19 protein-coding genes, 5 tRNA genes and 1 pseudogene are annotated in these 23,416 nt (G+C 40.6%); 1 reads left to right on the top strand and 24 read right to left on the bottom strand.

The features are described from left to right. Window positions 1-6: 6 nt before the first annotated feature. The 24 genes and pseudogenes from MHI41_RS01145 to MHI41_RS01030 form a co-directional block, all read right to left on the bottom strand. A complete protein-coding gene (locus MHI41_RS01145) occupies window positions 7-1,497 on the bottom strand; it encodes a type II CAAX endopeptidase family protein (protein WP_057078687.1) in 1,491 nt (496 codons plus the stop codon). Next, entirely contained in the window at window positions 1,490-2,725 is a 1,236-nt protein-coding gene (gene skfB, locus MHI41_RS01140; RefSeq protein WP_008343919.1) for a sporulation killing factor system radical SAM maturase, read from the bottom strand. Before skfB ends, MHI41_RS01145 begins: the two co-directional genes overlap by 8 nt. Before the next feature lie 64 nt (window positions 2,726-2,789). After that, window positions 2,790-2,957, bottom strand: coding sequence for a sporulation killing factor (skfA, locus tag MHI41_RS01135; RefSeq protein WP_017366484.1), 168 nt, complete (start codon window positions 2,955-2,957; stop codon window positions 2,790-2,792). Window positions 2,958-3,208: 251 nt separating this feature from the next. Beyond that, entirely contained in the window at window positions 3,209-3,607 is a 399-nt protein-coding gene (locus MHI41_RS01130) for a RidA family protein (protein WP_138824920.1), read from the bottom strand. A gap of 126 nt (window positions 3,608-3,733) precedes the next feature. Then, the gene (locus MHI41_RS01125) at window positions 3,734-4,246 is read right to left on the bottom strand and encodes a PadR family transcriptional regulator (RefSeq protein ID WP_007498534.1); all 513 of its coding nucleotides are present in this window, start codon (window positions 4,244-4,246) and stop codon (window positions 3,734-3,736) included. A 5-nt stretch (window positions 4,247-4,251) separates the two neighbouring features. Continuing rightward, window positions 4,252-6,717 (bottom strand): FtsX-like permease family protein, encoded by a 2,466-nt coding sequence (locus MHI41_RS01120; protein WP_342494450.1) that lies wholly within the window; start codon window positions 6,715-6,717, stop codon window positions 4,252-4,254. Beyond that, on the bottom strand, window positions 6,686-7,405 hold the full coding sequence (locus MHI41_RS01115; RefSeq protein WP_342494449.1) for an ABC transporter ATP-binding protein: 720 nt from the start codon (window positions 7,403-7,405) through the stop codon (window positions 6,686-6,688). Before MHI41_RS01115 ends, MHI41_RS01120 begins: the two co-directional genes overlap by 32 nt. A 155-nt stretch (window positions 7,406-7,560) precedes the next feature. Then, window positions 7,561-8,325, bottom strand: coding sequence for an ABC transporter permease subunit (locus MHI41_RS01110; RefSeq protein WP_342494448.1), 765 nt, complete (start codon window positions 8,323-8,325; stop codon window positions 7,561-7,563). After that, the gene (locus MHI41_RS01105; RefSeq protein WP_342494447.1) at window positions 8,322-9,239 is read right to left on the bottom strand and encodes an ABC transporter ATP-binding protein; all 918 of its coding nucleotides are present in this window, start codon (window positions 9,237-9,239) and stop codon (window positions 8,322-8,324) included. The genes MHI41_RS01110 and MHI41_RS01105 overlap by 4 nt, the downstream gene beginning before the upstream one ends. A 14-nt stretch (window positions 9,240-9,253) precedes the next feature. Next, on the bottom strand, window positions 9,254-9,445 hold the full coding sequence (locus MHI41_RS01100; protein ID WP_003217265.1) for a PLD nuclease N-terminal domain-containing protein: 192 nt from the start codon (window positions 9,443-9,445) through the stop codon (window positions 9,254-9,256). A gap of 159 nt (window positions 9,446-9,604) precedes the next feature. Continuing rightward, a pseudogene (locus MHI41_RS01095) lies at window positions 9,605-9,960 on the bottom strand (DUF2200 domain-containing protein). A gap of 631 nt (window positions 9,961-10,591) precedes the next feature. After that, a complete protein-coding gene (locus MHI41_RS01090; RefSeq protein ID WP_342494446.1) occupies window positions 10,592-12,532 on the bottom strand; it encodes a hypothetical protein in 1,941 nt (646 codons plus the stop codon). A 706-nt stretch (window positions 12,533-13,238) separates the two neighbouring features. Further along, entirely contained in the window at window positions 13,239-15,041 is a 1,803-nt protein-coding gene (gene glmS, locus MHI41_RS01085; RefSeq protein ID WP_007498541.1) for a glutamine--fructose-6-phosphate transaminase (isomerizing), read from the bottom strand. Window positions 15,042-15,619: 578 nt separating this feature from the next. After that, window positions 15,620-16,966, bottom strand: a complete 1,347-nt coding sequence (gene glmM, locus MHI41_RS01080; RefSeq protein WP_008360584.1) for a phosphoglucosamine mutase — start codon at window positions 16,964-16,966, stop codon at window positions 15,620-15,622. Between the two features lie 25 nt (window positions 16,967-16,991). Next, window positions 16,992-18,398, bottom strand: a complete 1,407-nt coding sequence (locus tag MHI41_RS01075; protein ID WP_282834030.1) for a YbbR-like domain-containing protein — start codon at window positions 18,396-18,398, stop codon at window positions 16,992-16,994. Continuing rightward, window positions 18,391-19,212 (bottom strand): diadenylate cyclase CdaA, encoded by an 822-nt coding sequence (gene cdaA / locus MHI41_RS01070; RefSeq protein ID WP_008344027.1) that lies wholly within the window; start codon window positions 19,210-19,212, stop codon window positions 18,391-18,393. Before cdaA ends, MHI41_RS01075 begins: the two co-directional genes overlap by 8 nt. Before the next feature lie 203 nt (window positions 19,213-19,415). Next, window positions 19,416-20,042: an anti-sigma-W factor RsiW gene (gene rsiW / locus MHI41_RS01065; protein ID WP_047946092.1), complete on the bottom strand. Its 627-nt coding sequence runs from the start codon at window positions 20,040-20,042 to the stop codon at window positions 19,416-19,418. 14 nt (window positions 20,043-20,056) lie between these two features. Beyond that, entirely contained in the window at window positions 20,057-20,620 is a 564-nt protein-coding gene (sigW, locus tag MHI41_RS01060; RefSeq protein WP_007498553.1) for an RNA polymerase sigma factor SigW, read from the bottom strand. A 185-nt stretch (window positions 20,621-20,805) separates the two neighbouring features. Next, on the bottom strand, window positions 20,806-21,717 hold the full coding sequence (gene rocF, locus MHI41_RS01055; protein ID WP_048001374.1) for an arginase: 912 nt from the start codon (window positions 21,715-21,717) through the stop codon (window positions 20,806-20,808). A gap of 136 nt (window positions 21,718-21,853) precedes the next feature. Next, window positions 21,854-21,925, bottom strand: a tRNA-Gln gene (locus MHI41_RS01050). A gap of 4 nt (window positions 21,926-21,929) precedes the next feature. Then, window positions 21,930-22,014: transfer RNA gene (locus tag MHI41_RS01045), tRNA-Tyr, on the bottom strand. A gap of 28 nt (window positions 22,015-22,042) precedes the next feature. Further along, window positions 22,043-22,115: transfer RNA gene (locus MHI41_RS01040), tRNA-Thr, on the bottom strand. 3 nt (window positions 22,116-22,118) lie between these two features. Next, window positions 22,119-22,194: transfer RNA gene (locus MHI41_RS01035), tRNA-Val, on the bottom strand. A 6-nt stretch (window positions 22,195-22,200) separates the two neighbouring features. Next, window positions 22,201-22,275: transfer RNA gene (locus tag MHI41_RS01030), tRNA-Glu, on the bottom strand. A gap of 220 nt (window positions 22,276-22,495) precedes the next feature. On the opposite strand from MHI41_RS01030, the gene murQ reads away from it, so the two are divergent. Then, window positions 22,496-23,407, top strand: a complete 912-nt coding sequence (gene murQ, locus MHI41_RS01025; protein WP_007498556.1) for an N-acetylmuramic acid 6-phosphate etherase — start codon at window positions 22,496-22,498, stop codon at window positions 23,405-23,407. The last annotated feature ends 9 nt before the right edge of the window (window positions 23,408-23,416 follow it).

The raw sequence follows: 23,416 nt of genomic DNA, 5'->3' as shown, positions 1-23,416 counted from the left end.
CTTTTATTAGAGTGATGTATGCTGAGGCTTTTTGGTATGTAGATATCTTTGAAGTTTAAATTGCCATAAGGGCATACAAACGAGCACAAAATTGTGAATAAAATGTGCCGCCAGTACACAAATAAATCCATAATGCATAAAAAGAAAACCAAGAAAACATCCAAAAACAAAAAGATGCGCCCAGCGAATCCATCTTGGATCATACCCAGTGACCTGATGCATAATTGCCCATAAAAAAGATGATATTAAAATGGACAATATCGCATTCCCACTAAACCAAAATATAAGAGAAATCATTAAGAGTCGGTATATTACTTCTTCCCCTATAGAACTTTGCAGACTCATATTAAGCCCTTGTCTTAAAGTAAATCCAGATAAAAACATACTTCTATTTGATAGTTCCGGAGAAATACGTAATTTATTCATTCTCTCTAACAGGTAAAAGACCAGTGATGTGATGCCTAGACTAATTAACCCAGCGCTAAGACCAATAAAAGTTTGTCCAACGATTTCATCTAAAAATTTCATTTCTAATTCATTCGCAAGAGCGCCTCCTGCCAATGAACATATAAATACTACAAATCCTGTCAATAATCCTGCAAACAAAGTAGAGAGTATACCAAGTAATTTAACAGTTTGAACACTCATCCTAGCATCGTAAGCATTTACTATCGTTAACTGTATATCCTCCTTAATTGTCAGAGATTGCACTAGTACAATCATGAAACCCAGCATAAGACTTAATGTGAGGTGAATTTGAACATTCATTAAAACTAAAACTAATATAGCCATGATCATCGCAGCAGCTGATCCTAACATACCTGAGAGACCAAAAGTAGACTCAACTTGTTCATCTCTTATTACTTTATTCATCTGATCCGTTAAAATCTCTGTATCTGTGCCTATATAAGTGATCACACCAGATTGCATTTCAACTGTTACCTTAAGTCGGATATCTTCCTTTTCAGCAAGATACCAATATGTTTTAATTTCACGAAAATCCTCTTCTTTTGAACCAGAACCAGTTGGTTTTGTCTTAGCCCATAACCCCTTTGAAGAACAAGTCAATTGATCTTTTAAACCTTCTAGTGAAATCTGACCGTCTTTTTTAGATAATGAAGTTTGCCTTACATCTGCATAAAAAAAGGTCACTTCCCGTTTAGCGTTTACTCCTATCACGAATGATTGGTTTTGGTGAACAAAACGAACACGCCAAGACTCAACCAATCCCATTTCATGAAGTATATGTCGATTTTTTTTAAGTAAACCTAAATGATGTAACTTATTCACTGTTTCATGATCATACCAATAGACTGAATATACCTCCCAAGCTTCCACGTCTATGCCCACAAACTCTCTAATAAAATCGATACCAACTTTTCTTGCCTCAATTTTATCTAAAAGGTTTGATTCTATTGTTGAAACTCTATACTTCGCAAACAGGAAGAGCCCTATCACTCCAAGACCTGACCACAAAATAAAAGTCATACTATTCATGAGCGATGCCTGCTCTCATTTCATTTTCAAAGGGGAGATCTGGCTCAGATAGTTCAACTTTCCCTATACATTTACAGTTTTTCGCTTCACATTTCAATTTCAATAGACGTGTTGGTGAACCAATATCAGAAAAAGAATCCGTTAGAATGTGACCTAAAGGAATATCCTCTAATTGACAAGGTGTCACATAACCGTCTGCCCTTATATACCAAGCCAAATAACCCGGTGTACAAAAATCAGTTGTAAAAGAACTCTCTTCATGCTCCCAATCAATTATATTCAAATGGTGTCCCCACTTAGAACGTGCCTGCTGTAACTGGCTTTGAACACGCTGCTCAAACGAAGTTTCTAGCGCTTTAAAATTCTTTGTAGCACGTCCTACGGATAATGTCTTACCAGCACGGAAAATGGAGGCATTTGCTTTTGCACAATGATCAACAACCTCTGCTACTTGATCAGCGTTCATTTCATTGATGGTCATTGCAACAATTACAGGAACATTCACTTCTGTTAACCGCTGGATGGTTTCCATACTTTCCTGAAAAGCACCTTTCCTTCCCCTTAAGGAATTGTGAGTGTCGCTCGTACCGTCAATACTAATTTGTACAGATACATTTCCTAGATGACTGAGTAATTCCACTTCTTCTTGTCTCCAGTTTAAGCCATTGCTAAAAACGTTTACGTTCGTAAATAATGAACTCGCAACCATCACAATTTCTTTGAAACCTTTTATGAGTTTGGCTTCGCCCCCTGTTAAAGTGACATCAGCCACACCTTGCGCAGCTAGTTTTTGCATCACATTAATCCACTGGGAACATGTTAATTCTTCAGGATAGGGCTTACCGGAACTAGCATAACAAAAGGAACAACCTAAGTTACAAGCGTTTGTTAATTGGAGAGTACAGCTAATTGGCAAATAGGACTGTAAAGATCCTGTAAATTGAATAGGTTGATTCAATAACCCTTGTGTCCAAGCTTCTGTAAAAGGATGGGCACTCAATTCTTCACGCAACTGATCAGCTGTTAGCTCTTCCTTTTTAACGATTTCCCAGATACGAGCAGTTTTGCTCACGTCTTTATTCTTAGATAATAAAAATGCAAGCTGAGCCCCTCTTCCACTCAATCTAAAATAATACATTGATTTTCTATCTATCATGACTGCGCCATGAGGCTGCAAATGAATCGCTAGTTCAGGTAAATCATATTCTGCTAGTTGATTACTTGACATAAATAGACACCCCTTTTATAGAATAAGGAGCTAGCAATATATGCTTAACTCCCTATGTTATTCATTAAATAGCTCTCATTGCAGGATGTGGCAGTGCACAAACTCGTGTCATTGCAATACTTTTTGAGGCCCAGCACCCCATACATCCAGCCGCCTTAACAATTGAAGTACCACCTGGACGCTTAAGGCTTTTTTTACTCACAGATTCCCACTCTTTTTGGTTTCTTGTCATAAGTAAAACCTCCTCTTAAAATTTGCATAGTGTCAATAGACCCAATCTCCATGCACCCTGATATTACCATATGAAAAATGTCGAAGTAAGGGGAATTGTGTAAAATATTCTAAAAATATACTTAAAAGGTTTTTATATCAATAAATTAGAGAGAACTAAATATAAAAAAGATTGGATATGAAAACCCAATCTTTTAGCCCATACTTCCCTTATGCAAAAATTTTTCATTATCTATCTCATCAAGATAATCATTAAATCAAGTCCATATCCCGACAAGCCCATGCATCCACCTCGACCTTTAAAGCAGGTGAAGCCAAAGCCACCACATAAATCATCGTCATACAAGGCAGGTGATCCCCTAAAAACTGACCCATGATTCGTTTTCTACTCTCGGCATCAAACTCCCCTACTAAATAGAACACAAGCTTCGTTATATCTTCCACTTTCATATCTGCCGCTTCTACATTGCGTTTTACATTCTCTAACGCTAGCTCGAGCTGTTCCATCGGGCTCGCTGGGATGGTCCCATCGACTTCCATCCCCACTTGCCCTGATAAGGTTAACCACCGCTGCGGCCCTGTTGTCTCTATTTGATGGATGTACGGTGCAACTGGCGCATGAATGGTCTCAGGATTACGTGATGTTTTCATTGATCAAACCCCTTTTCTGAAAATACAATCAATTTCCACCTATCATACCAAACTTTCTTCCCATCCTATCTGCATATGCTCCGAACGAAGCCAAAAAAAAGACCTTTCTTCAAAAGAAAGACCTCTCTAAAATGATGACCCGCTCCGATGCTCAATTTGATGAATCCAATTCAAATCAGCCTCTAAATGAAGCAGCGTGCCAGAAATCAATAAGTACCGACTCTCATCACCTTGCACAAGACATTCCGTTTTTAGCTTCGTGAGTTCCATCACATCTTTCATGATGACGGCTTTCTGCTGCTGAAGCATTTCTTTTTCTTGATGAAATCTGATTTTCCGTGCACAGCCCCATTTAAAGTGAAAATCATCCTTTGCAGCATGATATGGAACAGGTGCCAACAGCCATGATTCCAGCTCTTGTCTGCCTTCTTCCGTCACGTCGTACAACTTTCGATCTTGGTCATCTATTCCCACTGCTGTCACCAATTGATCACGAATTAACCGATCAAGCGTCGTGTAGATTTGACCCGGGTTGATTTTTCCTTTTATTCCGAGCAATGACTCCAGCTCTAGCTTTAATTCATATCCATGATGTTGCTGCTGACAGAGCGATGTTAAAATTCCGTATTTCACTGACATATGATTTAACCTTCTTTGAGAGATGATATCATCTCTATTTTACTCGCTGTCGCACTAGAAATCCACGAAGCCGCTAAACTAAGTGCAATTCCTGCGATCACTGCCAGCAGTAGATGCACAGGCGGCAATTGGAATGAAACAAATCCACCCAGCCAATCAGATTGGCTTGAGACATATAGAAGAATCACACCAAATAAAATGCCGCCAATCACACCTGATAACCCAATGAGCACACCTTCTCCGACGATCATTTTTCTCACCTGCTGCTTTGTCAGCCCAAGCGCCCGTATGGTGCCAATCTCAGATGTACGTTCAAGCGTATTCATCAGCAGTGTATTGGCTGTTCCAATGCTCGCGAGCCCAATAATGAAAATGAGCATCATAGAAATTAACTCGTTCATACCAGTTAAAGCCGATGTCGTTGATTCAATCTCATCCTCTACTGTTTTCACCTTTGAAAGCCGCTGCCCAAAGTCTTCCCATAGCTGATCTCGTAAAGACTCACCGGCACCTTTGTCTTTTAACGTAAGCAGGATATCAAGGGGCTGCGTCCACCCTAAATCCTTTTGTAAAAATGTCTGATCGACAAATGCCACATAACCCGAATGATGAGAAGTCTTGACCACATCAATGACTTGTAACTGCTGCCGGCCAGAAGGTGCATTGAGATACACACTCTCTCCAATACGCCCACCCCATTCATCAAACGCACGCTCTCCTAACACGATAGAAGGCGTTTCTGATAATCGTTGATACAAATCGCCTTTATTGTCACCTTCTATAAAAGAAGGTCCTTTCTCATCCACACCGATGATAGAAAATTGTCTTTTCTCTCCATGGGCCGTTTCCCATGTCAAAGGAGCCGCTTCCATCATCGGTTCCACCCGCTCAACAGACTCATAGGATGACAGCTTTTCTTGATCCGCTTTCGTCCATGGCGCTTCAGAGGTAACCCTGAGATCACCGCCGTACGTTTGACGGATCTCTTTTTCATAGCCATCTGGAGCCGATTCAATGACCGCACTTAAAAGCAAGATCACAGCAATCCCAACAGCTAGAATCGCCGCCGTATTGGCATTTCGATTCAGTTGCTGCGTGACATGCTGCGAGGATAGATGGCCCGGGTAACCAAAGACAAACTTCAAAAGAGGCGCCAACAACCGGTTCAAAAAGAGCAGAAAAAATGGGAATAACAGAACCATGCTGGCTAAAATGCCAAGATAAGCAGCCGGATGATCCACCCATACAAATGAAAGCAAGCCTATCCCTATCACCGCTCTAATGACCGATTGTTTTTTCAGTGTAGAAGTTTGGGTAGTGGATTTTAAAGTCAGTAGCACAGACGTTTTCCCTGCATGATAGATCGGAAATAACGAAAACAGCACAGGGAACACAATACCAATGATCACTGAAATTACAACAGGCACTTGCCAATCTAACGAATACACCATATCAAAAGCGAACACACCAAGCAGTGTTTGCATGAACACATCTCCAAGCCAAACACCAATCGGCACCCCAATGGCTGTTCCAATACATGCCAAGATCAAAACCTCAATCAACATCAGCTTAGAAACAGAGCCCTGCGTATAACCAAAGCTCTTCATAATCGCAAATTCCTTTTTCCGTTCCATCACACTCGTATAAATCATATTAAACACGATAAAACCGCTCATAAACATCGACAGCCCTGCGATGAGGTAAAAGAACGTGTACAACCCGCCAATGTCATTACTTTGCCGGTCATCCGCCACCACAGGCTGGACAAAAACATCGGCATCCTTGAACTCTTTCTGTAAAGATTGAAAGAGCTGTTCCCCGCCTTCATTTGTCTGAAATCTCATATAAGAAAGCTGATCATCCATTCCCGTCCAGTCTCTCAATATATCAAGCGGCGCCATCACACGAAAGCTCGATGATTCTGCACTCTTCCAGTCACTCGGACTTGAAAGCAGCTGTGTATATTCCACAATGGCAGATACCTTCGCTTCGCCCAAATCAGAAAAACGAATGGTATCTCCCACTTTTTTATTCAGCAGCTTCGCCACAACATCTGGTATGACCAACCCCTGATTATCCAAACGCCCTTCAATCACAGGCAGCTTCAGTAAAGAGCTCGTTTGATCTTGTACTCCGGTAATGCGCACCGCCCGTTGGTTAAGAGAGTGATCACCTTCTACATCAAAAAACGTCTGTTTATCCAGCGCTAATAATGATCCTGTCACATCAGGATGCTTTAAAATGGATGAGATCTGTTCCTCATCATACGTATGATCATCACTCAACACCCAATAATCTGCATCAGCGACATACATTTGCTCATAATAATGAAACACATCATTTGTCGTTCGATCGGCAATGAGCATCGACGTGACAAAAGCAATCCCCACCATGATGCCTAAGACAGAAATGGCGAACCGCTTTTTATGCTGAATCATGTTACGCCATGAAATTCGCCACATACTGAGCATAATCATCATCCTTTCTAGAGATCACTTGATCAATAACACCGTCTTTAAAAAGGATGATTCGATCCGCAAATCCTGCTGCGAAAATATCATGCGTCACCATGATAATCGTCTGCTTGCTTTCTCGATTGAACTTGCACATTAACGCCAAAATATCCTCCGCTCTATGCCGGTCCAAGTTCCCCGTCGGCTCATCTGCTAACAACACTGACGGCTGATTGACTAGAGCTCTTGCAATCGCTACACGCTGCTGCTGCCCGCCGCTCAGCAAACTAGCCCGTTTCCGCCCAAGTCCATTCAAGCCAACAGCCTCTAACAGCTTTACAACCGTCTGTTGATTCTCCTTTGTTAAACGTCCATCTGCATGCAGCGGAAACGCCACATTTTCTTCGACAGTTAATGTAGGCAGCAGCTGATAATTTTGAAACACAAACCCAATCTGTTTTCTGCGAAAAATCGTTCTCTCTTTCTCATTCATCTCACTCAACTGATGCTCATCTATCAAAATCTCTCCATCAGTAGGCAGATCAAGCCCGCCTAACAGCTGAAGTAATGTACTTTTTCCAGAGCCACTTGGTCCCATCACCGCTACAAACTCCCCTTCTTCTACCGTCAAATCAACGCCCCTCAACACCTCAGTCCGCTCCTGGCCTTGAAAGAATTCCTTCTTCACATGCTTGATCTGAATCATCTGCAAACTCCTCCCATTCCTTTACGGAGTAATTATATACTAAGTATATATTATTTCAACATTTAAATCATGATAATATGTATTTATGTCTTATTTTTTACTTACTAAATACATAAAAAACCCTTTAGATTTTCATATCCAAAGGGTACACCGTGCTATAATTCTTGTTTTCTAAAAAGAAACCATCCGATGAGAAAAAAGAAACCAATCAATACCGATACACCTAGAAAGCTTGTAAGTGCCTGATCCGAATAAGTCCCTCTATGAATCATCTCCTCAGCCGCACTTGTGACGCCTTTAGGTGCAAACTTCCCTAATGTATTCTCATAAAACGAAGGAACGGTAAACAGGATGAGATTGATCAAAAGGGAAACGCCGCCCGCAGTCACTGAGCGCTTAAAGAATGCCGATGCACAAATGGTCGATACTACAATGAGCAGTAGGTTTGGATAATACAAAAACGTTCCTTTTAACACATCGCCCCAATCCACATGCCCAAATTGGATGTCCACATAATAAACGGAAGCTAGAACCGCCACTACCAAACTAAACAAAGTTAAACAGGCATAGGCACATATTTTTGAGGCATAATAACTCATTCGACTGATCGGTTTCACCATAATCATCGCCGTCACCCCAGAGGCACGCTCTCCAGCAATCGTCCCCATCACGATCATAATAAGGATAAACACGCCGAGTGAATCAAATTTACTCAATGCACTGGCTAAAGCCTCTCCAGCACTAGGCTCTGGTATATAAAATGTAGACCCTTCAGGTAAATTCGCTGATTTCGACAAAAGATCTGGCAGCATTTTGAGCGTAATAGGCTGTGTGATCATTAAAATCGTGAAAATGATTGGCACAAATAAGATTTTATAACTAGTGAATAACTCCCTAAATTCCTTTTTCAACATCATCATGCCGTTACAACCTTCATGAAAATATCTTCAAGCGTTAGCTTAGATAGTCGATATTGGAGAAGAACACCGCCAGTTTCAGTGATGAGACCCGGCAGCTCCTTCAATGCCGTATGTTGATCTTTGACTCGCACCTGATAAGTGCCTCCTGTCTCCATGCATTCCTCCACCCAATCCCGCTCCTTTAACAAAGCCATTAGTTTCGTATTCTGTTGTTCTAACTGAAATTCAATCACGGGCTGGATATAGTCTTCTTTGAGCTGTTTCATCGAAGAGGACATCTCAATTTTGCCGCTGTTGATCATGATAATATGATCGGCCACACGTTCAATGTCATCTAAAATATGCGTCGACATAAAGATCAGCATCTCATGCTTTAGACGCTCAATCAAAGTCAGGACGTCTTTTCTCCCCATGGGATCAAGTGCCGACACAGGTTCATCTAGAATGAGGACCTTCGGGCTGTTGATGAGTGCCTGCGCAATGGCAAGTCTCTGCTTCATCCCTCCGCTGTAGCTGCCAATGGCACGATCCTTCGCCTCATACACACGGCAAAGCTTCAACAGCTCCTCTGTTTTGGAACGAATGGTGTTTTTCTCTAAATAAAATAACCCGCCAACCCAATGCATCCACTCCTGCCCCGTCATATCCTGATAAAATGCAGGATGCTGCGGACAGTACCCAATCACCTGACTGATTTGATCCATATCCTTTGTAACATCAAAACCCGCCACCTTCACAACGCCAGACGTAGGACGAGCAAGCCCCGTCAAAATTCGGATCGTCGTCGTCTTTCCCGCTCCATTGGCTCCTAAAAAGCCAACACATCCAACCTCCCCAACAGAAAACGAGACATCTTTTAACACTTCATGCCGTCCATACGATTTCGTCAGGCCTTGACACTCCAACATATTCAAGCGAATCCCCCCTACTAAGATTGTTTACGACCAAAAATGAAATACGCAATAGGACCGGCACTCGCCACAAACACAATCACCAAAGCCCAAACCCACTTCACCTCTCCCCTGATTCTCGACGGATCTCTTTTCAACAAATCAAACAAACCAATCACCATTAAAATCGCTTGTAGCAAAATAAGAGGTAAAATCATCTTCATGTCCATCACGCCACTCCCTTTTCAAACGTCAATTTGTTTTGGTATCACTTCTTTTGACGACATGAAGAGAGAATTCGTTCAAATGGATTTTATTTTTATTGGTCGAATGGTCTATAAATATAAAAAAGCCCAGTGAAGGTTATTCACTGGGCTTGCTTGTGATGATCATGACGAAGCTCGCAAAATCTTTTCCATTTTCTTTCCCTTGGCTAACTCATCAATCAGCTTATCTAGATACCGAATATTTTCATGGTTTCTTCCTCAATGTCCTCTACCCGTACACCACAGATGACTCCTTTGATTAAACTGCGGGAAGGATGAAGCTCAGGAGCCTCAGCAAAAAAGGCTTCAACGTCTATCTGCTTGTCCAACTGTTGCTGTAACTCTGCTGGACTGTACCCCGTCAACCAACAAATAATCGTATCAACCTCAGCCTTCGTTCGTCCCTTTCTCTCTGCCTTTGCGATGTAGAGAGGATAGACTTTTGCGAAACTCATTGTGTAGATTTTAGGTTTGGTCATGAGTTCTTCTCTCTTCCTTTTTTATATATTAGCTATTAGCTTGTATTGCTTGCGCAAGGTTTGTTTTGCAATGTACTTACACATGATAACCAGGCTATTAATACAACTTAAAAGCGATGATATAAACCTTTATTATTTCCCTTTTTATTCTCTTCATCTTTTTTGAAAGCTCTATATCTAAAAAAATGAACGATACAAAATCCAAGTAAAATACAAATTGGTCCTTCAATCGTTGCAGGACCGCCAATCAACAAATAAGAGCTAATAAACAATACAATATAACCAATCAAGAAAAAAACAATTCCCCATTTTTCTTTTTTTAAGTATCGATTAAAAATAACATCTCCCCCTTGATAAAGATGTATATTATTTCAAGAAAGCAAGCTTCAGTATTGTACCCTTAATCAAAGTTAACCGCACTTATAAATTTCTATTTTTTCATAAATATCTCCCTATAGACAATTATATCTAAAGGGGTATCAAATATAGCTTTAGAATGAAATTTGATCAAAGCCAGTCTACCAAGGTTGTTTTTGAATAGGGAAAACCCATATATTGAATAAAGTAGATCAAAATGCATATATTTATGTTTTGTTTTAGAGTATATGTATTTTTTGGAAAATTTATTAAATTAATGCTTTGTAACAATATGTAATACATCTCGCTTATGCTCATCCACAAAATAATTTTCAAGTATAATAAAGCTATCAAATATATAAAAATCTACATGACTGAATCCAGGTAAATTCTTACCTACTTCTTCAAAAACCATCATATTTTTACATCCACTAGTATTTCGATGTATTGTTCCAATTACACACTCATTTTCTTTCAATAAACTCTTAAAGTTATTAAAAACTTTTTTTATATCCAATTCATAATTATCAATCAAAGAAATACATTTATCATATGCACTAGCAGCAATCGCCATTTTTCTTATATTATCAGTGTAGTCGTCTTTTAAGCTATCTATAATAGCATTAGGCTTATCTTTACAAACCGCAGGTAATGACAATAAATCTTCCGCTATTGTAAAAAAAGAATACTTCTTAGGTATAGACGAAATCATTGCATTTAAAAAAGGTTTTCTATTCGTATTAGCTGGACTTATAATCAACAAGTTTTTATTGGAATTAACTAAATTTTTTATTTCCTCCATTACTTCAAATGGTATAGAATTTATAATTTGGTATTCTTCTAAAGAAGTCTTCATTTCTAGTTTATCTATTTTTATAAACGGAGTCGTACAACAATCAGATACAGATTCCAAAAAGGAACATTTTTCTAATTCCAAATATCTATAAAACTTATTTTCAGATTGTTTATTAGCACCTATAAATTTAGAAACCTTTTCATAATCATAATAACCATGATTTTGTATACATAAGAATTCCCCATCTGTGCCTTTCAGAAACACTCTATCTTCTCTAACAACTATTTGTTTAATTTTTAAGTTCATTAAATAACCTAATAATCCAAACCCTCTATTATAGAATTCAAACCTATTTACAAAGGCATCTCTTTCATGTTCAGTTTTAAACTTCATCTCAATATCTCGGAAATATTGTTTAATCGTTGCTGTATTATAAACATCTAATTTCTCCTTAGAAAACAAATACTCTTGATACTCTTGATTAAATTTAATTAATATTTTTTGTTCATCTAAATTAGATTTTTCTACTATGTCAAATATTTTTAATTCAAGCATGTCTTCTTTGTATTCCTTTAAAAATGTTTGATAAGTAGAAATAAAACCTATAACATCTGATTTAGCAACCTTTTTATGTGTTTTATAATCAATCTTAGGATTTTTAATGAGTGAATTAACTACGGTAGAATCAAAAAAACTAATTGCTATTTTGTGAATTATTGCTTCCAAAATAAGTTCATCAAAACCTGAAACTAAAGCTTTATAGTTTTCTCTTAATAAACTTTTTAATTCTCTTTTTAATCTAGTTATTGATTGATCCTTTGGCTTATCTTCAAATATAAAACGTAATTTATTCACAAACTGATTTAGCTGTACTACTGGATTAATTTCAATTATTTCAACAAAGTGCTCAGGATATGTATTTTTAAATCGCTCAACAAATTTAGAAATACATATATCACAAGTGTCTTTTTCACATTTATCACATATAATTCCAACTCTTGTGAAATATTCTCTAATATTATTTTCTCGGTTTTTATTAGACTCATTTTTTATCAATAAATGAAGGATGTATGAAATACCTTCTTCTTGATTTAAAGAAAACGTATTCTCGCATTCTTTAAAAATATGTACGCTAGGTACTTTCGTATTTGTATTAAAATACAGCCTATGATCATCAGCTGGTTGCATATAGAAATTATAAATTGTTTTTGAAATCTCTCGTGAATATAAACCTATACTTTTTTTATAGAATTTCACCTCAATTGATTCATTTCTATTATTAGTATTAAAGACTCGAATATCTGCACCACACTCTATGCCTACACTTGAATTATCATTTTTCAACTTGAGTAATTCTTTAACAGCAAGGTATATTTGCTTGTAGTATCCATTTATCGATCCAGCAACGTCTGTTATCATAGAATCCCCCCCTTCTACTAGTTCAAAGTCTTTCTTATTATTGACATTATGTAAGTTTAGAAATGGTGTTTGATGAGGTATAATAAAATCTTTTTACCCTGACCTATGTTTTTTGTTATTGTATTATGAGATATTAAGCCTTAATTGCCCTCGTAAATCCAACAAATTTAATTCTTGTAGATAATCTTCTTAACATATCCGATTACCTTATGTCGTTCTAGCCAACTCCAATAAGCCTTCACCTTTATCTCCATTAATAAAAAACCCGTTGTCATCACAACTGGCTCGTGAAGCGGCTCATACATTTTTAGATCTTTAGGATGTTTAAAACCTTACTCTTCTTCAATGTTAATCTTTTCTTCCAAAGGTCGTAAAGGAAAATGCTATCAAATATCAACAATAAAATCGTAATGTTCACTTAAATAAAAGTAGTTTCGATTCTAAACCTAATAAAATTCATGCTTTCTCTTTTTAAACCTTTTTAAACGAGTAAATCTTCCGCATGAGGAAACATCTTGAATGTTTAACCATCGTCTATCTCTGAACCAAATCCAAAACCACGACCTTCTTTAATCCAATTTTCAATTTTAGATTTTAGATTTTCCTGAACATATAAAAAAGCACCCCTTTAGACAAATATAGTCTAAAGGGATGTTTCATAACAACTCTATTTCAAATCATATCAAAAATCCGATTTAATTAATCCCTACTCCACCGTCACACTCTTCGCAAGGTTACGTGGTTTATCCACATCACACCCGCGGTGAAGGGCTGCATAGTAAGCGATTAGCTGTAATGGAACAACAGATGCAAGTGGTGCAAGTGCTGGGTGTACAGCTGGAAGGACGAAACGATCGCCTTCGTCTTCTAGGCCTTTTAGTGAGATGACACATGGGTTTGCGCCGCGTGCAACGACTTCTTTGACGTTACCGCGAATGCTGAGGTTCACATGCTCTTGCGTGGCAAGGGCAATGACCGGTGTGCCTTCTTCAATTAAAGCAATCGTGCCGTGTTTGAGTTCTCCGCCAGCAAATCCTTCTGCTTGGATGTAAGAGATCTCTTTTAATTTTAGTGAACCTTCAAGGCACACATAGTAGTCAAGTCCTCTTCCGATAAAGAATGCGTTACGTGTCACTGTGAAGAAATCACGAGCGATTTGTTCCATTTCATCCTTTTGATCGACAAGGGCTTCCATTGCGTTTGCTACAATCCCAAGCTCTTTCACAAGATCAAAGTCAAGAGATTGACCATTTAATTCAGCTGCAACAGATGCAAGGATCGCAAGAACAGCGATTTGTGCTGTGTAGGCTTTTGTTGAAGCCACTGCGATTTCTGGTCCTGCATGAAGAAGCAATGTGAAGTCTGCTTCACGAGAAAGCGTAGATCCTGGTACGTTTGTGATCGTTAATGCTTTATGACCAAGTTCTTTGACTTGAACAAGTACAGCACGGCTGTCCGCAGTCTCCCCAGATTGAGAAAGGAAGATGAACAACGGTTTTTTCGATAGAAGCGGCATGTTGTAAGAGAATTCACTTGCTACATGGACTTCTACAGGTACTTTCGCCCAGTCTTCAATGTATTGTTTACCAACAAGTCCAGCATGGTAGCTCGTTCCGCAAGCCACAATATAGATGCGGTCTGCTTCTGCTACTGCGCTTGCGATATCGCCAGCGACTGACAACTTGCCGTTTTCGTCTTGATATTCTTGGATGATTTTGCGCATAACAAGCGGCTGTTCATCCGTTTCTTTTAACATGTAGTGAGGATATGTGCCTTTCTCAATGTCGCTTGCATCCAGCTCAGCGATATAAGAAGGACGTGTCATAATATCACCGTCAAGGTTTTTAATAATAACCTCGTCTTTAGTAACAATGACCATTTCTTTATCCATTAATTCCGCATATTCGTTTGTTACTTGAAGCATCGCCATTGCGTCAGAAGCCACAACGTTGAAATCTTCGCCGAAACCAACCAATAATGGGCTTTTGTTTTTCGCCACATAGATTGTTTCTTTGTTTTCGTTATCGAAAAGGGCAATTGCGTAAGAGCCTTTTAGTTGAAGAAGCGTTTGACGGAAAGCTTCCTCTGTATCAAGACCTCTGTTCACAAATTGTTCGATGACTTGAACAACAACCTCTGTATCTGTGTCGCTTTTTAGTGTGACGTCTTGTAAATATTCGCGTGTCAATTGTACATAGTTCTCGATGACACCGTTATGAACAAGCGTAAAACGGCCAGAAGCACTTTGATGCGGATGCGCATTTAGATGGCTTGGTACACCGTGTGTTGCCCAGCGTGTATGTCCAATTCCTGCTGAAGATGCCACGTTTGCATCAACGACTTCACGAAGCTCAGCGATACGTCCTTTTTCTTTGAACACATGCACGCCATCTTCGTTTGCCACAGCGATACCTGCTGAGTCATACCCACGGTACTCAAGCTTCTCTAAACCTTTTAATAAGATTTCCTTCGCATCATTCTGACCAATATAACCTACGATTCCACACATAAATATTCTTCCTCCCGATCATGTGAAAGGGACAAAGAAAGCCTACTAAAATAGAAGGGACATTTCTTCGTCCCTCTCTACATGTTTAATTTGGGAGATCATGTGTATTCCCTTTGTACAAAGAGTCACCTCTTTGCTTTAAAGAAACACTTACGGCTGTGATCTCTATATTTGATCAGCCGGGAGGCATCCGCCGAAAAATTCGATAACCTCCATCCTCGTCAACTAAGCATCTGTCGTTCGATCGCTTAGTTCGGGCGCTATAATTATAAGAGTGGCTGAACATCTACCCTGCCTTTCCTGCTAGAATAAAAATCCAGTAACACAAGGATGATTGTACTATAAGGTCTGACCTCCGTCAATCACAATTTAGCGGGTGATCCCTTTCATGTGAGAAAGTGAGACCTCCCTACACTATATGCGATGAGGCTTGTCACGTTCTACCTTTGATGTGCTCTCTTATGTATGAAAGCAAGCAGCAAATTGCCCTCGCTTATATCATTCGTACTAGACCAGCCTCTTATGACGTTTATTCGAAAAAAAAAGCAAACCGCTGCTTAGCGATTTGCTTTAATCAATTACTCAATACCCATTTCTTCTTTGACAACAGCCGTAATACGAGCCACGTATTCATCACACAGCTCTTTTGTTTTCGCCTCTGCCATGACACGTACAAGCGGTTCTGTTCCTGATGGACGAACAAGGATGCGTCCGTCACCGTTCATCTCTTTTTCAACCTCTTGGATCACAGCTTTTACTTTTTCATTTTCTTCCACTTTATATTTATCAGATACCTTCACATTCACTAGAAGCTGCGGAAATTTCTCCATTTCAGCTGCAAGCTCTGATAATGTTTTCCCTGTTGCTTTTAGTGTATTCACCAGCATGATCGCAGAAAGCATACCATCACCTGTCGTATTGTAATCAAGGAAAATCAAGTGGCCTGACTGCTCGCCTCCGACATTATAGCCATCCTTTTTCATCGCCTCGACCACATAGCGGTCACCAACAGCGGTTTGAATGCTCTTAATGCCTTGCTTCTCAAGCGCTTTATAGAAACCAAGGTTACTCATGACCGTTGACACGACCGTGTCGTCCTTCAATCGGCCTTCACCCTTTAGATAACGTGCACATATGTACATAATTTGATCGCCGTCTACAATATCACCTTTTTCATCGACTGCAATTAAGCGGTCGCCGTCGCCATCAAACGCAAGACCAATATCCGCTCCTTTTTCTTTCACAAAAGCAGAAAGTGCCTCTGGATGAGTAGAACCTACGCCATCGTTGATATTCAATCCGTTTGGTGATGTTCCCATTGTTGACACATCTGCATCTAAATCCGCAAATAAATGTGTCGCAAGAGAAGATGTTGCGCCGTGTGCACAATCAAGCGCTACGTGAATGCCTGTGAAATCCTCGTCCGCTGTCTGTTTCAAGAATTGCAAGTATTTCTGACCGCCTTCAAAGTAGTCATTCACGGTTCCAAGATCGGCGCCAACCGGACGTGGCAGTTGATCAACTGGCTGATCCATTAGCTGCTCAATTTCATTTTCCTGTTCATCTGACAGTTTAAAACCATCACCGCCGAAAAATTTAATTCCGTTGTCTTGAACTGGGTTATGCGAAGCTGAAATCATGACACCTGCTTCTGCATCCATTGCCTTCGTTAAATAAGACACACCAGGTGTTGAGATCACACCTAAACGCATGACTTCAGCCCCAATTGAAAGTAAGCCTGCTACGAGTGCTCCTTCTAACATATGACCAGATACACGCGTGTCTCGTCCAACGAGTACCTTTGGACGTTCTTTATCCTTCGTGAGCACATAGCCGCCAAATCTCCCAATTTTAAATGCGAGCTCTGGCGTTAATTCGCTATTAGCCACACCCCTTACACCATCAGTTCCAAAGTACTTGCCCATGTTTCAATCGCTCCTTTTTTACCATTCAAGAGGACGCTGCGTCCTCTTTGTTATCTTCTTTGACCCGCTGTCTTTGACTTGATTCTTTTTTTGCTTTATCTTGTGTAGATTCCTTTTGACTCTTCTCTTCCTGATCATCATCGGATGATTGATCTTTCCGATCATTCGTAGAAGCCGGCTGATCTTCTGTATCAGTAGAAGTCAGTTTCACTTTGACCTTCGATCTAGATAATGTCCAAGTCACATTTTGAGGGCCATTCACTTGTACTTTGACTTCATGTGTTCCTTCGTTTAAGTCCCCCACATTGATATAGGCTTCAATATCTGAAGCCTTTAGTTTATCAATTGCACTCTTTGAACCTTTTGCTGTTAGTGTGAGACGCCCAGAAGACGGACTCACAAAAGCAGAGCTAAGATCCTTGCTCAGACCCACGACAGAAATTGGTACATTATCGATCTTTTTTTCTTCAGCTGTTGCAACCTTCACTTTGATTTTAACAGTTTCAGGCGATACCTTTTTCACGCCATCTGGCAGTGGAATGTCGGCATCAATCTCTGTATCATCTTTAATCTTGCTTAGGTCCAGCTTAACGCCGTCAATAAAATCAAGTGCATCCAGCACCTTTTGAGAACCGTAGACTGTCACCTCACTTGGGCTTGTCTCGATGCTTGAGATACTGATTCCATCTGGTAAGCTGCCCGTCCGCTCAATCTTAAACGGGACCTTCTTGCTTGGACTCGTAATCGGGACCGTAATATCTACTACAGACGGACTCACTTCGACTGGCAGCTCATTCCCACTGCTATCATACACAGTGAGCTTCGCTTCTTTCTCAATTTGCTGATCGACATCCTCTAAGTTCACAAATGCTTTAATGACAGAAATTTTGTCGATCACGTCTTTTGAGCCAGTGACCGTGACCTTTTTCGGATTCACAATAGGCTGCTCTGGTGAATAGCCGTCTTTGATTTTATTTTGATTATAAAATTCAGTTTCAACAGGGAATTCAGCTGTCGTTTTTTCTTGTATCGTCACAGTCGTCACAGACGGATTAATCGTTAACGTGATTCCTTTCGATACATCTCTTGCCTTCAATTCGACTTTATGTGTACCTGTCGAAAGGTTTTGCATATCTGCGTAAATTTCAAAATTTTTCGTTTGTCTTGCTGTTTTCACAGCACTAGTTGATCCTTTAATCGTGACATTGACTGTCTGCGGCACACCAGTGACTACATACTTTTCGTCATCATAATACGCTTTAACAGGAATGTCCGTTAAGGTTGCTTCGTCTGTTGTCGATGTTGGGAAAAAGGATTCACCGATTTTTTTCGGCGTGGGCGCTTGCGCTGAATTGACTGCACCATACAGCAATAAAGCGAAGACCAATGCAAGAAACTTAACGGCCCAGCGATTATTCAAAATCTTATCCATTTTTCTTGCCCCTCCAATACCATTTGGTCGAGGAAGCATCTTTGCTGTTCTTACTAAACTCAGCAATCAGCATTTCTTCAAGCGCTTCTTCTGTCAATTCTCGATGGAGATCACCATTTCTTGCGACACTAATGCCGCCTGTCTCCTCGGAGACGATGACGGTTAAACTGTCCGTTACTTCACTAATACCAACTGCCGCGCGGTGACGTGTACCGAGCTCCTTAGAGATAAAAGGACTTTCAGACAGCGGTAAATAACACGCTGCAGCTGCAATCTCATCACGCTTCATAATCACAGCGCCGTCATGAAGCGGTGTATTCGGAATGAAGATATTAATCAGCAGCTCAGAACTGACCTTTGCATTTAAAGGAATTCCGGTCTCTATGTAATCATTCATCCCAGTATCGCGCTCAATCGTTAACAGCGCGCCTATTCTTCGTTTTGCCATATAGTTAATTGCTTTTGTAATTGCCTCGATCGTTTTCTGCTGCTGTTCCTCTACAGGTGTTCCGCTTCTAGAGAAGAAACGGCCGCGCCCAAGCTGCTCAAGCGCTCTCCTTAGCTCTGGCTGAAAAATAATAATGATCGCAAGGAACCCCCACGTAATCGCTTGATCCATCAGCCATTGAAGTGTGTTAAGACCGAGATACGCACTTCCCATCCTGACGAGAACAATGACAACAATTCCCTTTAAAAGCTGAACCGCTTTTGTTCCGCGGATGACCATCATTAATTTATATATCACATACCAAACAACGAGAATATCAACAGCATTACCGAGGTACTGCAAAAAAGGAATATCCCCTAAAGCCATTTCCTCGTCCTCCAGAATTTTCAGTTATTCTTCGTTCGATTCATTTTTTATAAAAAAAGAGCCTATGTGTAAGTACATAGCGTGGCTATTATACCACATTTTGTTTCAGCAAGGAAAATAGTTGCCATATCTGGCTGGCATTCAAGTCTGTCCATCAATAGAAAAAGAGCAGTCCCTTAGAGACTGCTCTCAAGCTGTTTGATTTACTTTTGCTCCTCTGGTCCAATGACCCGCATCACGTCTTGTGCTGTAGACTTCATTTTGTACCAAACCCAATCAAACACTTCATTAATTTCATTGATTTGACCAGTGACTTGTCCGGCAGAAGCAGTCAGCTGTTCTCCATTGACGACTGTTACGTTTCCATCAACCTTGCCTTCTACAATCAGCTTGCCATTTTTCACAGTGACGTCACCTTTGACGGTTTCCCCTTTAGGTACCGTCACTGTATCATTTTCAACCACGAGATTCGGCTGCTTTGACACACTGAAATTATGATCCGTATTCCAGCTAGTAAACAGACTGCCTCCCATCAATATGACAAAGAGGGCAGCGGCGACCATTAGCGGATGAGCTTTGATCCATCTTTGAATCGACACACGCTTTTTCTCCTTTGGAAGACCTGCCATCACCTTTGCAGTGAAATCAGATGGTGCTTCTATATGAGATGTACTCTGCACGAGCGCGATGGATTTCTCAATTTGTTGAAAATGAGTACGGCATTCCTCACACGATTGCAGATGGCTCTTTAATTCTTTTTCATCTTCGGGCTCAATGTCCCCGTCTAAATACTGATGCATAAGCAGGACGATTCTTTCCTGACAGCTCATCAAAATCACCTCACTCAAAGGTCTCTCAACTGTTTTCGGAGAGCCTCTCTACCCCTGTGTATTCTCGTTTTCACCGTACCAACTGGTATATTCAGAATCTCACTAATTTCTTTTAACGAGAGTTCATCAATATACTTTAATACGATGACCGAGCGATATTTATCGGGTAATCTTAAAATTTTTTGCTGAATGGTGCTCGATAATTCAAGCGACACCACCTCGTCCTCTGGCAAAATGCCGTCAGCCGCAATTTGAGAATACATATTCAGTCCTTCTGTCCCTGCCACCTCTGCATCTAAATAATAATCCGGCTTTTTTTTACGAATACGGTCGATGGTCAGGTTGGTTGCAATGCGGTACAGCCACGTGGAAAACTTACGATTCACATCAAAGCTCTCAATATTCACATAGGCACGAATAAACGCCTCCTGCGCAATATCTTCTGCTTCATGTGCATTCCCAAGCATACGGTAGCACAGCTGATAAATTTTGTCTTTATACAGGTCTACGATGTCTGCAAATGCGTTCTGGTCGCCTTTTTTCACTTGCTTAATTCTCTTTTTAATCATTGTTTCCATAGTATATTCAACCTCTGCCTTCACCGGTCTTTATGTATACGAACCTCGTTCCAAAAGGTTTCATTCTCCTCTAAAAAATAGTGTAACAAATTTTTGACAGCATGTTACGCATATCAGCCGGTAAAAACCTTAACATATCCTTAAATTTCCCCAAAATTAAAAAAAGAACGGGAACAAGTCCCGCTCTATAATAGCTTTTCACCCATTAAAGAACCAATTAATGCAACTGCCGCTTCTGCTGTTTTATTTTTCTCATCTAATACCGGATTCACCTCAACAAACTCAGCAGATGTCAAAATACCTGCTTCCTCTAAAAGCTCCATTGCAAGATGACTCTCCCTATAACTGATGCCGCCTGCAACCGGCGTTCCCACGCCAGGGCACTCCGCTGGATCTAGGCCATCTAAATCAAGCGACAAATGAACACCATCTGTTCTTTCTTTTAAATACGCAATGGCTTCCTCCATTACTCTCGTCATTCCTAAACGATCTATTTCATGCATCGTATACACTTTAATGCCTTTTTCTCTAATTAATGCCCGCTCTCCTTCATCTAAAGAACGAGCACCAATCAAGATCACATTCTCCGGCTTTACTTTAGGCGCATAACCGCCAATATTCGTTAGATCAGCATGCCCAAGGCCGAGACTGACAGCAAGTGGCATCCCATGAATATTTCCAGAAGGAGAAGTTTCCTCTGTATTTAAATCACCGTGTGCATCATACCAAATGACACCCAAATTTTCATAATGCTTAGCTACACCGGCTAGTGTACCAATTGCAATGCTATGATCCCCGCCTAAAATCAGCGGAAACGAACCGGACTGCACAATACTGCTAACCTTTTCAGCAAGAAGCTGGTTTGCGCCAGCATTCTCCGTTAAGTTTTTCAGTTTTTCACTTGTATAGAGACCTTTCTCATCATCCCTTTGCTCAACAGGAATATCCCCTAAATCCTCGACATCAAATGAAAGCGATTCCAATTTTTCTTTTACACCAGCACAGCGAATGGCACTCGGCCCCATATCGACGCCCCTTCTCATTTGACCGAGATCCATTGGCACCCCGACAATCGTGACCTTCTTTTGATCTCCCATATGTACATCCCCTTTCCGTTCATGCTTATATTTTACTTTCTCGGTACCTTTTGACTCAACTCAACAATATTTTGAATAGTTATACATTCCAATCGTCAAAATAAAAAAAGACACCTTTTTGAAAAAGGTGTCTTAACTGGGCTAGCTGGATTCGAACCAACGCATGACGGAGTCAAAGTCCGTTGCCTTACCGCTTGGCTATAGCCCAAAAATGGTGGAGGGGGGCGGATTCGAACCGCCGAACCCGGAGGGAGCGGATTTACAGTCCGCCGCGTTTAGCCACTTCGCTACCCCTCCACATATGGAATTGATAAAAGAAAAACAGTGCCGGCAAGAGGACTTGAACCCCCAACCTACTGATTACAAGTCAGTTGCTCTACCAGTTGAGCTACACCGGCATATGGTGGAGGATGACGGGCTCGAACCGCCGACCCTCTGCTTGTAAGGCAGATGCTCTCCCAGCTGAGCTAATCCTCCACATGATGGTGACCCGTACGGGATTCGAACCCGTGTTACCGCCGTGAAAGGGCGGTGTCTTAACCGCTTGACCAACGGGCCAGTTTGTCAAGTTTACTGTTTCCGTGAAGCTGACAAAAGTTATTATATACAGGTTGTCCCCCTTTTGTAAAGGGGATTTTTATTTTTTTTATTTTCTAACTATTCAACCCTCATCAGCACAACATTTCGACTGAAATATAATTTCAGTATTTAAATATAATATTGAAATTTCATATCATACTCAATATACTGAAAATGAAGAAATAAGGAGGTATGTCACATGCAGCCATCTCAACTGCGTTCTTTGACAACAGAATCAAGAAACCCTAACACCATGGGAATTTCACAAGCAAGCCCGCTAGAAATGCTCCAAATGATAAATGAGGAAGATATGAAGGTCGCTCAAGCCGTCAACCGTGTCCTTCCAGACGTAAAGACAGCAAGTGACTTTGCCTTTGAATCCATCTCGAATGGAGGCAGACTCATTTATCTAGGCGCTGGAACAAGCGGCAGAATTGGGGTAATGGATGCGGTCGAATGTCCACCTACCTATAGCATTTCACCTGATGTCATCGTAGGCATCATGGCCGGTGGCGACTCTGCCTTTTCACATGCAGCAGAAGATGTGGAAGACAGTGAAGAAGCTGGTCAAAAAGATTTAGAACACATCCACCTGACATCAAAAGATACGGTTGTCGGCATCGCGGCGAGCGGCAGAACCCCCTATATCATTGGCGCTTTAAACTATGCTAGAACCATTGGAGCAAAAACAGTAGCCCTCAGCTGCAATGAACAAGCAGAGATTAGCGAACTGGCAGACTGCGCCATTGAAGTCGTCGTAGGACCAGAAGCCATCACTGGGTCAACACGAATGAAAGCCGCATCCGCTCATAAAATGATTTTAAATATGCTTTCCACCTCTGTCATGATCAGACAAGGCAAAGTATATGAAAACCTGATGGTAGATGTAAAAGTAAGCAATCATAAACTGAAAGAACGCGCCATCACCATCATTCAGCATGTGACCAATGCTTCCTACGAACAAGCCGTAAAAGCCCTTGAAGCAGCCGATTTAGAAGTTAAAACAGCCATCGTCATGCTCCAAACCAAAACAGATAAAAAGACAGCCAAAGACCTGCTCAACAAAGCAGATGGTCACATCGACAAAGCCATCTTACGTCATCAATCTTAAAGGAGGAAA

Origin of the sequence: Bacillus sp. FSL M7-0307 (genome assembly GCF_038627835.1) — a bacterium.
In the GTDB taxonomy this organism is placed as follows: Bacteria; Bacillota; Bacilli; order Bacillales; family Bacillaceae; genus Bacillus; species Bacillus altitudinis.
The sequence above is the reverse complement of the archived record's forward strand: the minus strand, read 5'-3'. Positions and strand labels throughout refer to the sequence as shown.

Bases quoted from the DNA above. Each gene is read 5' to 3' on its own strand.
- skfA (WP_017366484.1), bottom strand. From the start codon at position 2,957: ATGACAAGAAACCAAAAAGAGTGGGAATCTGTGAGTAAAAAAAGCCTT.
- cdaA (WP_008344027.1), bottom strand. From the start codon at position 19,212: ATGGCTTTAGGGGATATTCCTTTTTTGCAGTACCTCGGTAATGCTGTT.
- MHI41_RS01090 (WP_342494446.1), bottom strand. From the start codon at position 12,532: ATGATAACAGACGTTGCTGGATCGATAAATGGATACTACAAGCAAATA.
- MHI41_RS01075 (WP_282834030.1), bottom strand. From the start codon at position 18,398: ATGGATAAGATTTTGAATAATCGCTGGGCCGTTAAGTTTCTTGCATTG.
- rsiW (WP_047946092.1), bottom strand. From the start codon at position 20,042: ATGAGCTGTCAGGAAAGAATCGTCCTGCTTATGCATCAGTATTTAGAC.
- skfB (WP_008343919.1), bottom strand. From the start codon at position 2,725: ATGTCAAGTAATCAACTAGCAGAATATGATTTACCTGAACTAGCGATT.
- MHI41_RS01110 (WP_342494448.1), bottom strand. From the start codon at position 8,325: ATGATGATGTTGAAAAAGGAATTTAGGGAGTTATTCACTAGTTATAAA.
- MHI41_RS01100 (WP_003217265.1), bottom strand. From the start codon at position 9,445: ATGGACATGAAGATGATTTTACCTCTTATTTTGCTACAAGCGATTTTA.
- sigW (WP_007498553.1), bottom strand. From the start codon at position 20,620: ATGGAAACAATGATTAAAAAGAGAATTAAGCAAGTGAAAAAAGGCGAC.
- MHI41_RS01120 (WP_342494450.1), bottom strand. From the start codon at position 6,717: ATGCTCAGTATGTGGCGAATTTCATGGCGTAACATGATTCAGCATAAA.
- MHI41_RS01125 (WP_007498534.1), bottom strand. From the start codon at position 4,246: ATGTCAGTGAAATACGGAATTTTAACATCGCTCTGTCAGCAGCAACAT.
- MHI41_RS01145 (WP_057078687.1), bottom strand. From the start codon at position 1,497: ATGAATAGTATGACTTTTATTTTGTGGTCAGGTCTTGGAGTGATAGGG.
- glmS (WP_007498541.1), bottom strand. From the start codon at position 15,041: ATGTGTGGAATCGTAGGTTATATTGGTCAGAATGATGCGAAGGAAATC.
- murQ (WP_007498556.1), top strand. From the start codon at position 22,496: ATGCAGCCATCTCAACTGCGTTCTTTGACAACAGAATCAAGAAACCCT.
- MHI41_RS01115 (WP_342494449.1), bottom strand. From the start codon at position 7,405: ATGATTCAGATCAAGCATGTGAAGAAGGAATTCTTTCAAGGCCAGGAG.
- glmM (WP_008360584.1), bottom strand. From the start codon at position 16,966: ATGGGCAAGTACTTTGGAACTGATGGTGTAAGGGGTGTGGCTAATAGC.
- rocF (WP_048001374.1), bottom strand. From the start codon at position 21,717: ATGGGAGATCAAAAGAAGGTCACGATTGTCGGGGTGCCAATGGATCTC.
- MHI41_RS01130 (WP_138824920.1), bottom strand. From the start codon at position 3,607: ATGAAAACATCACGTAATCCTGAGACCATTCATGCGCCAGTTGCACCG.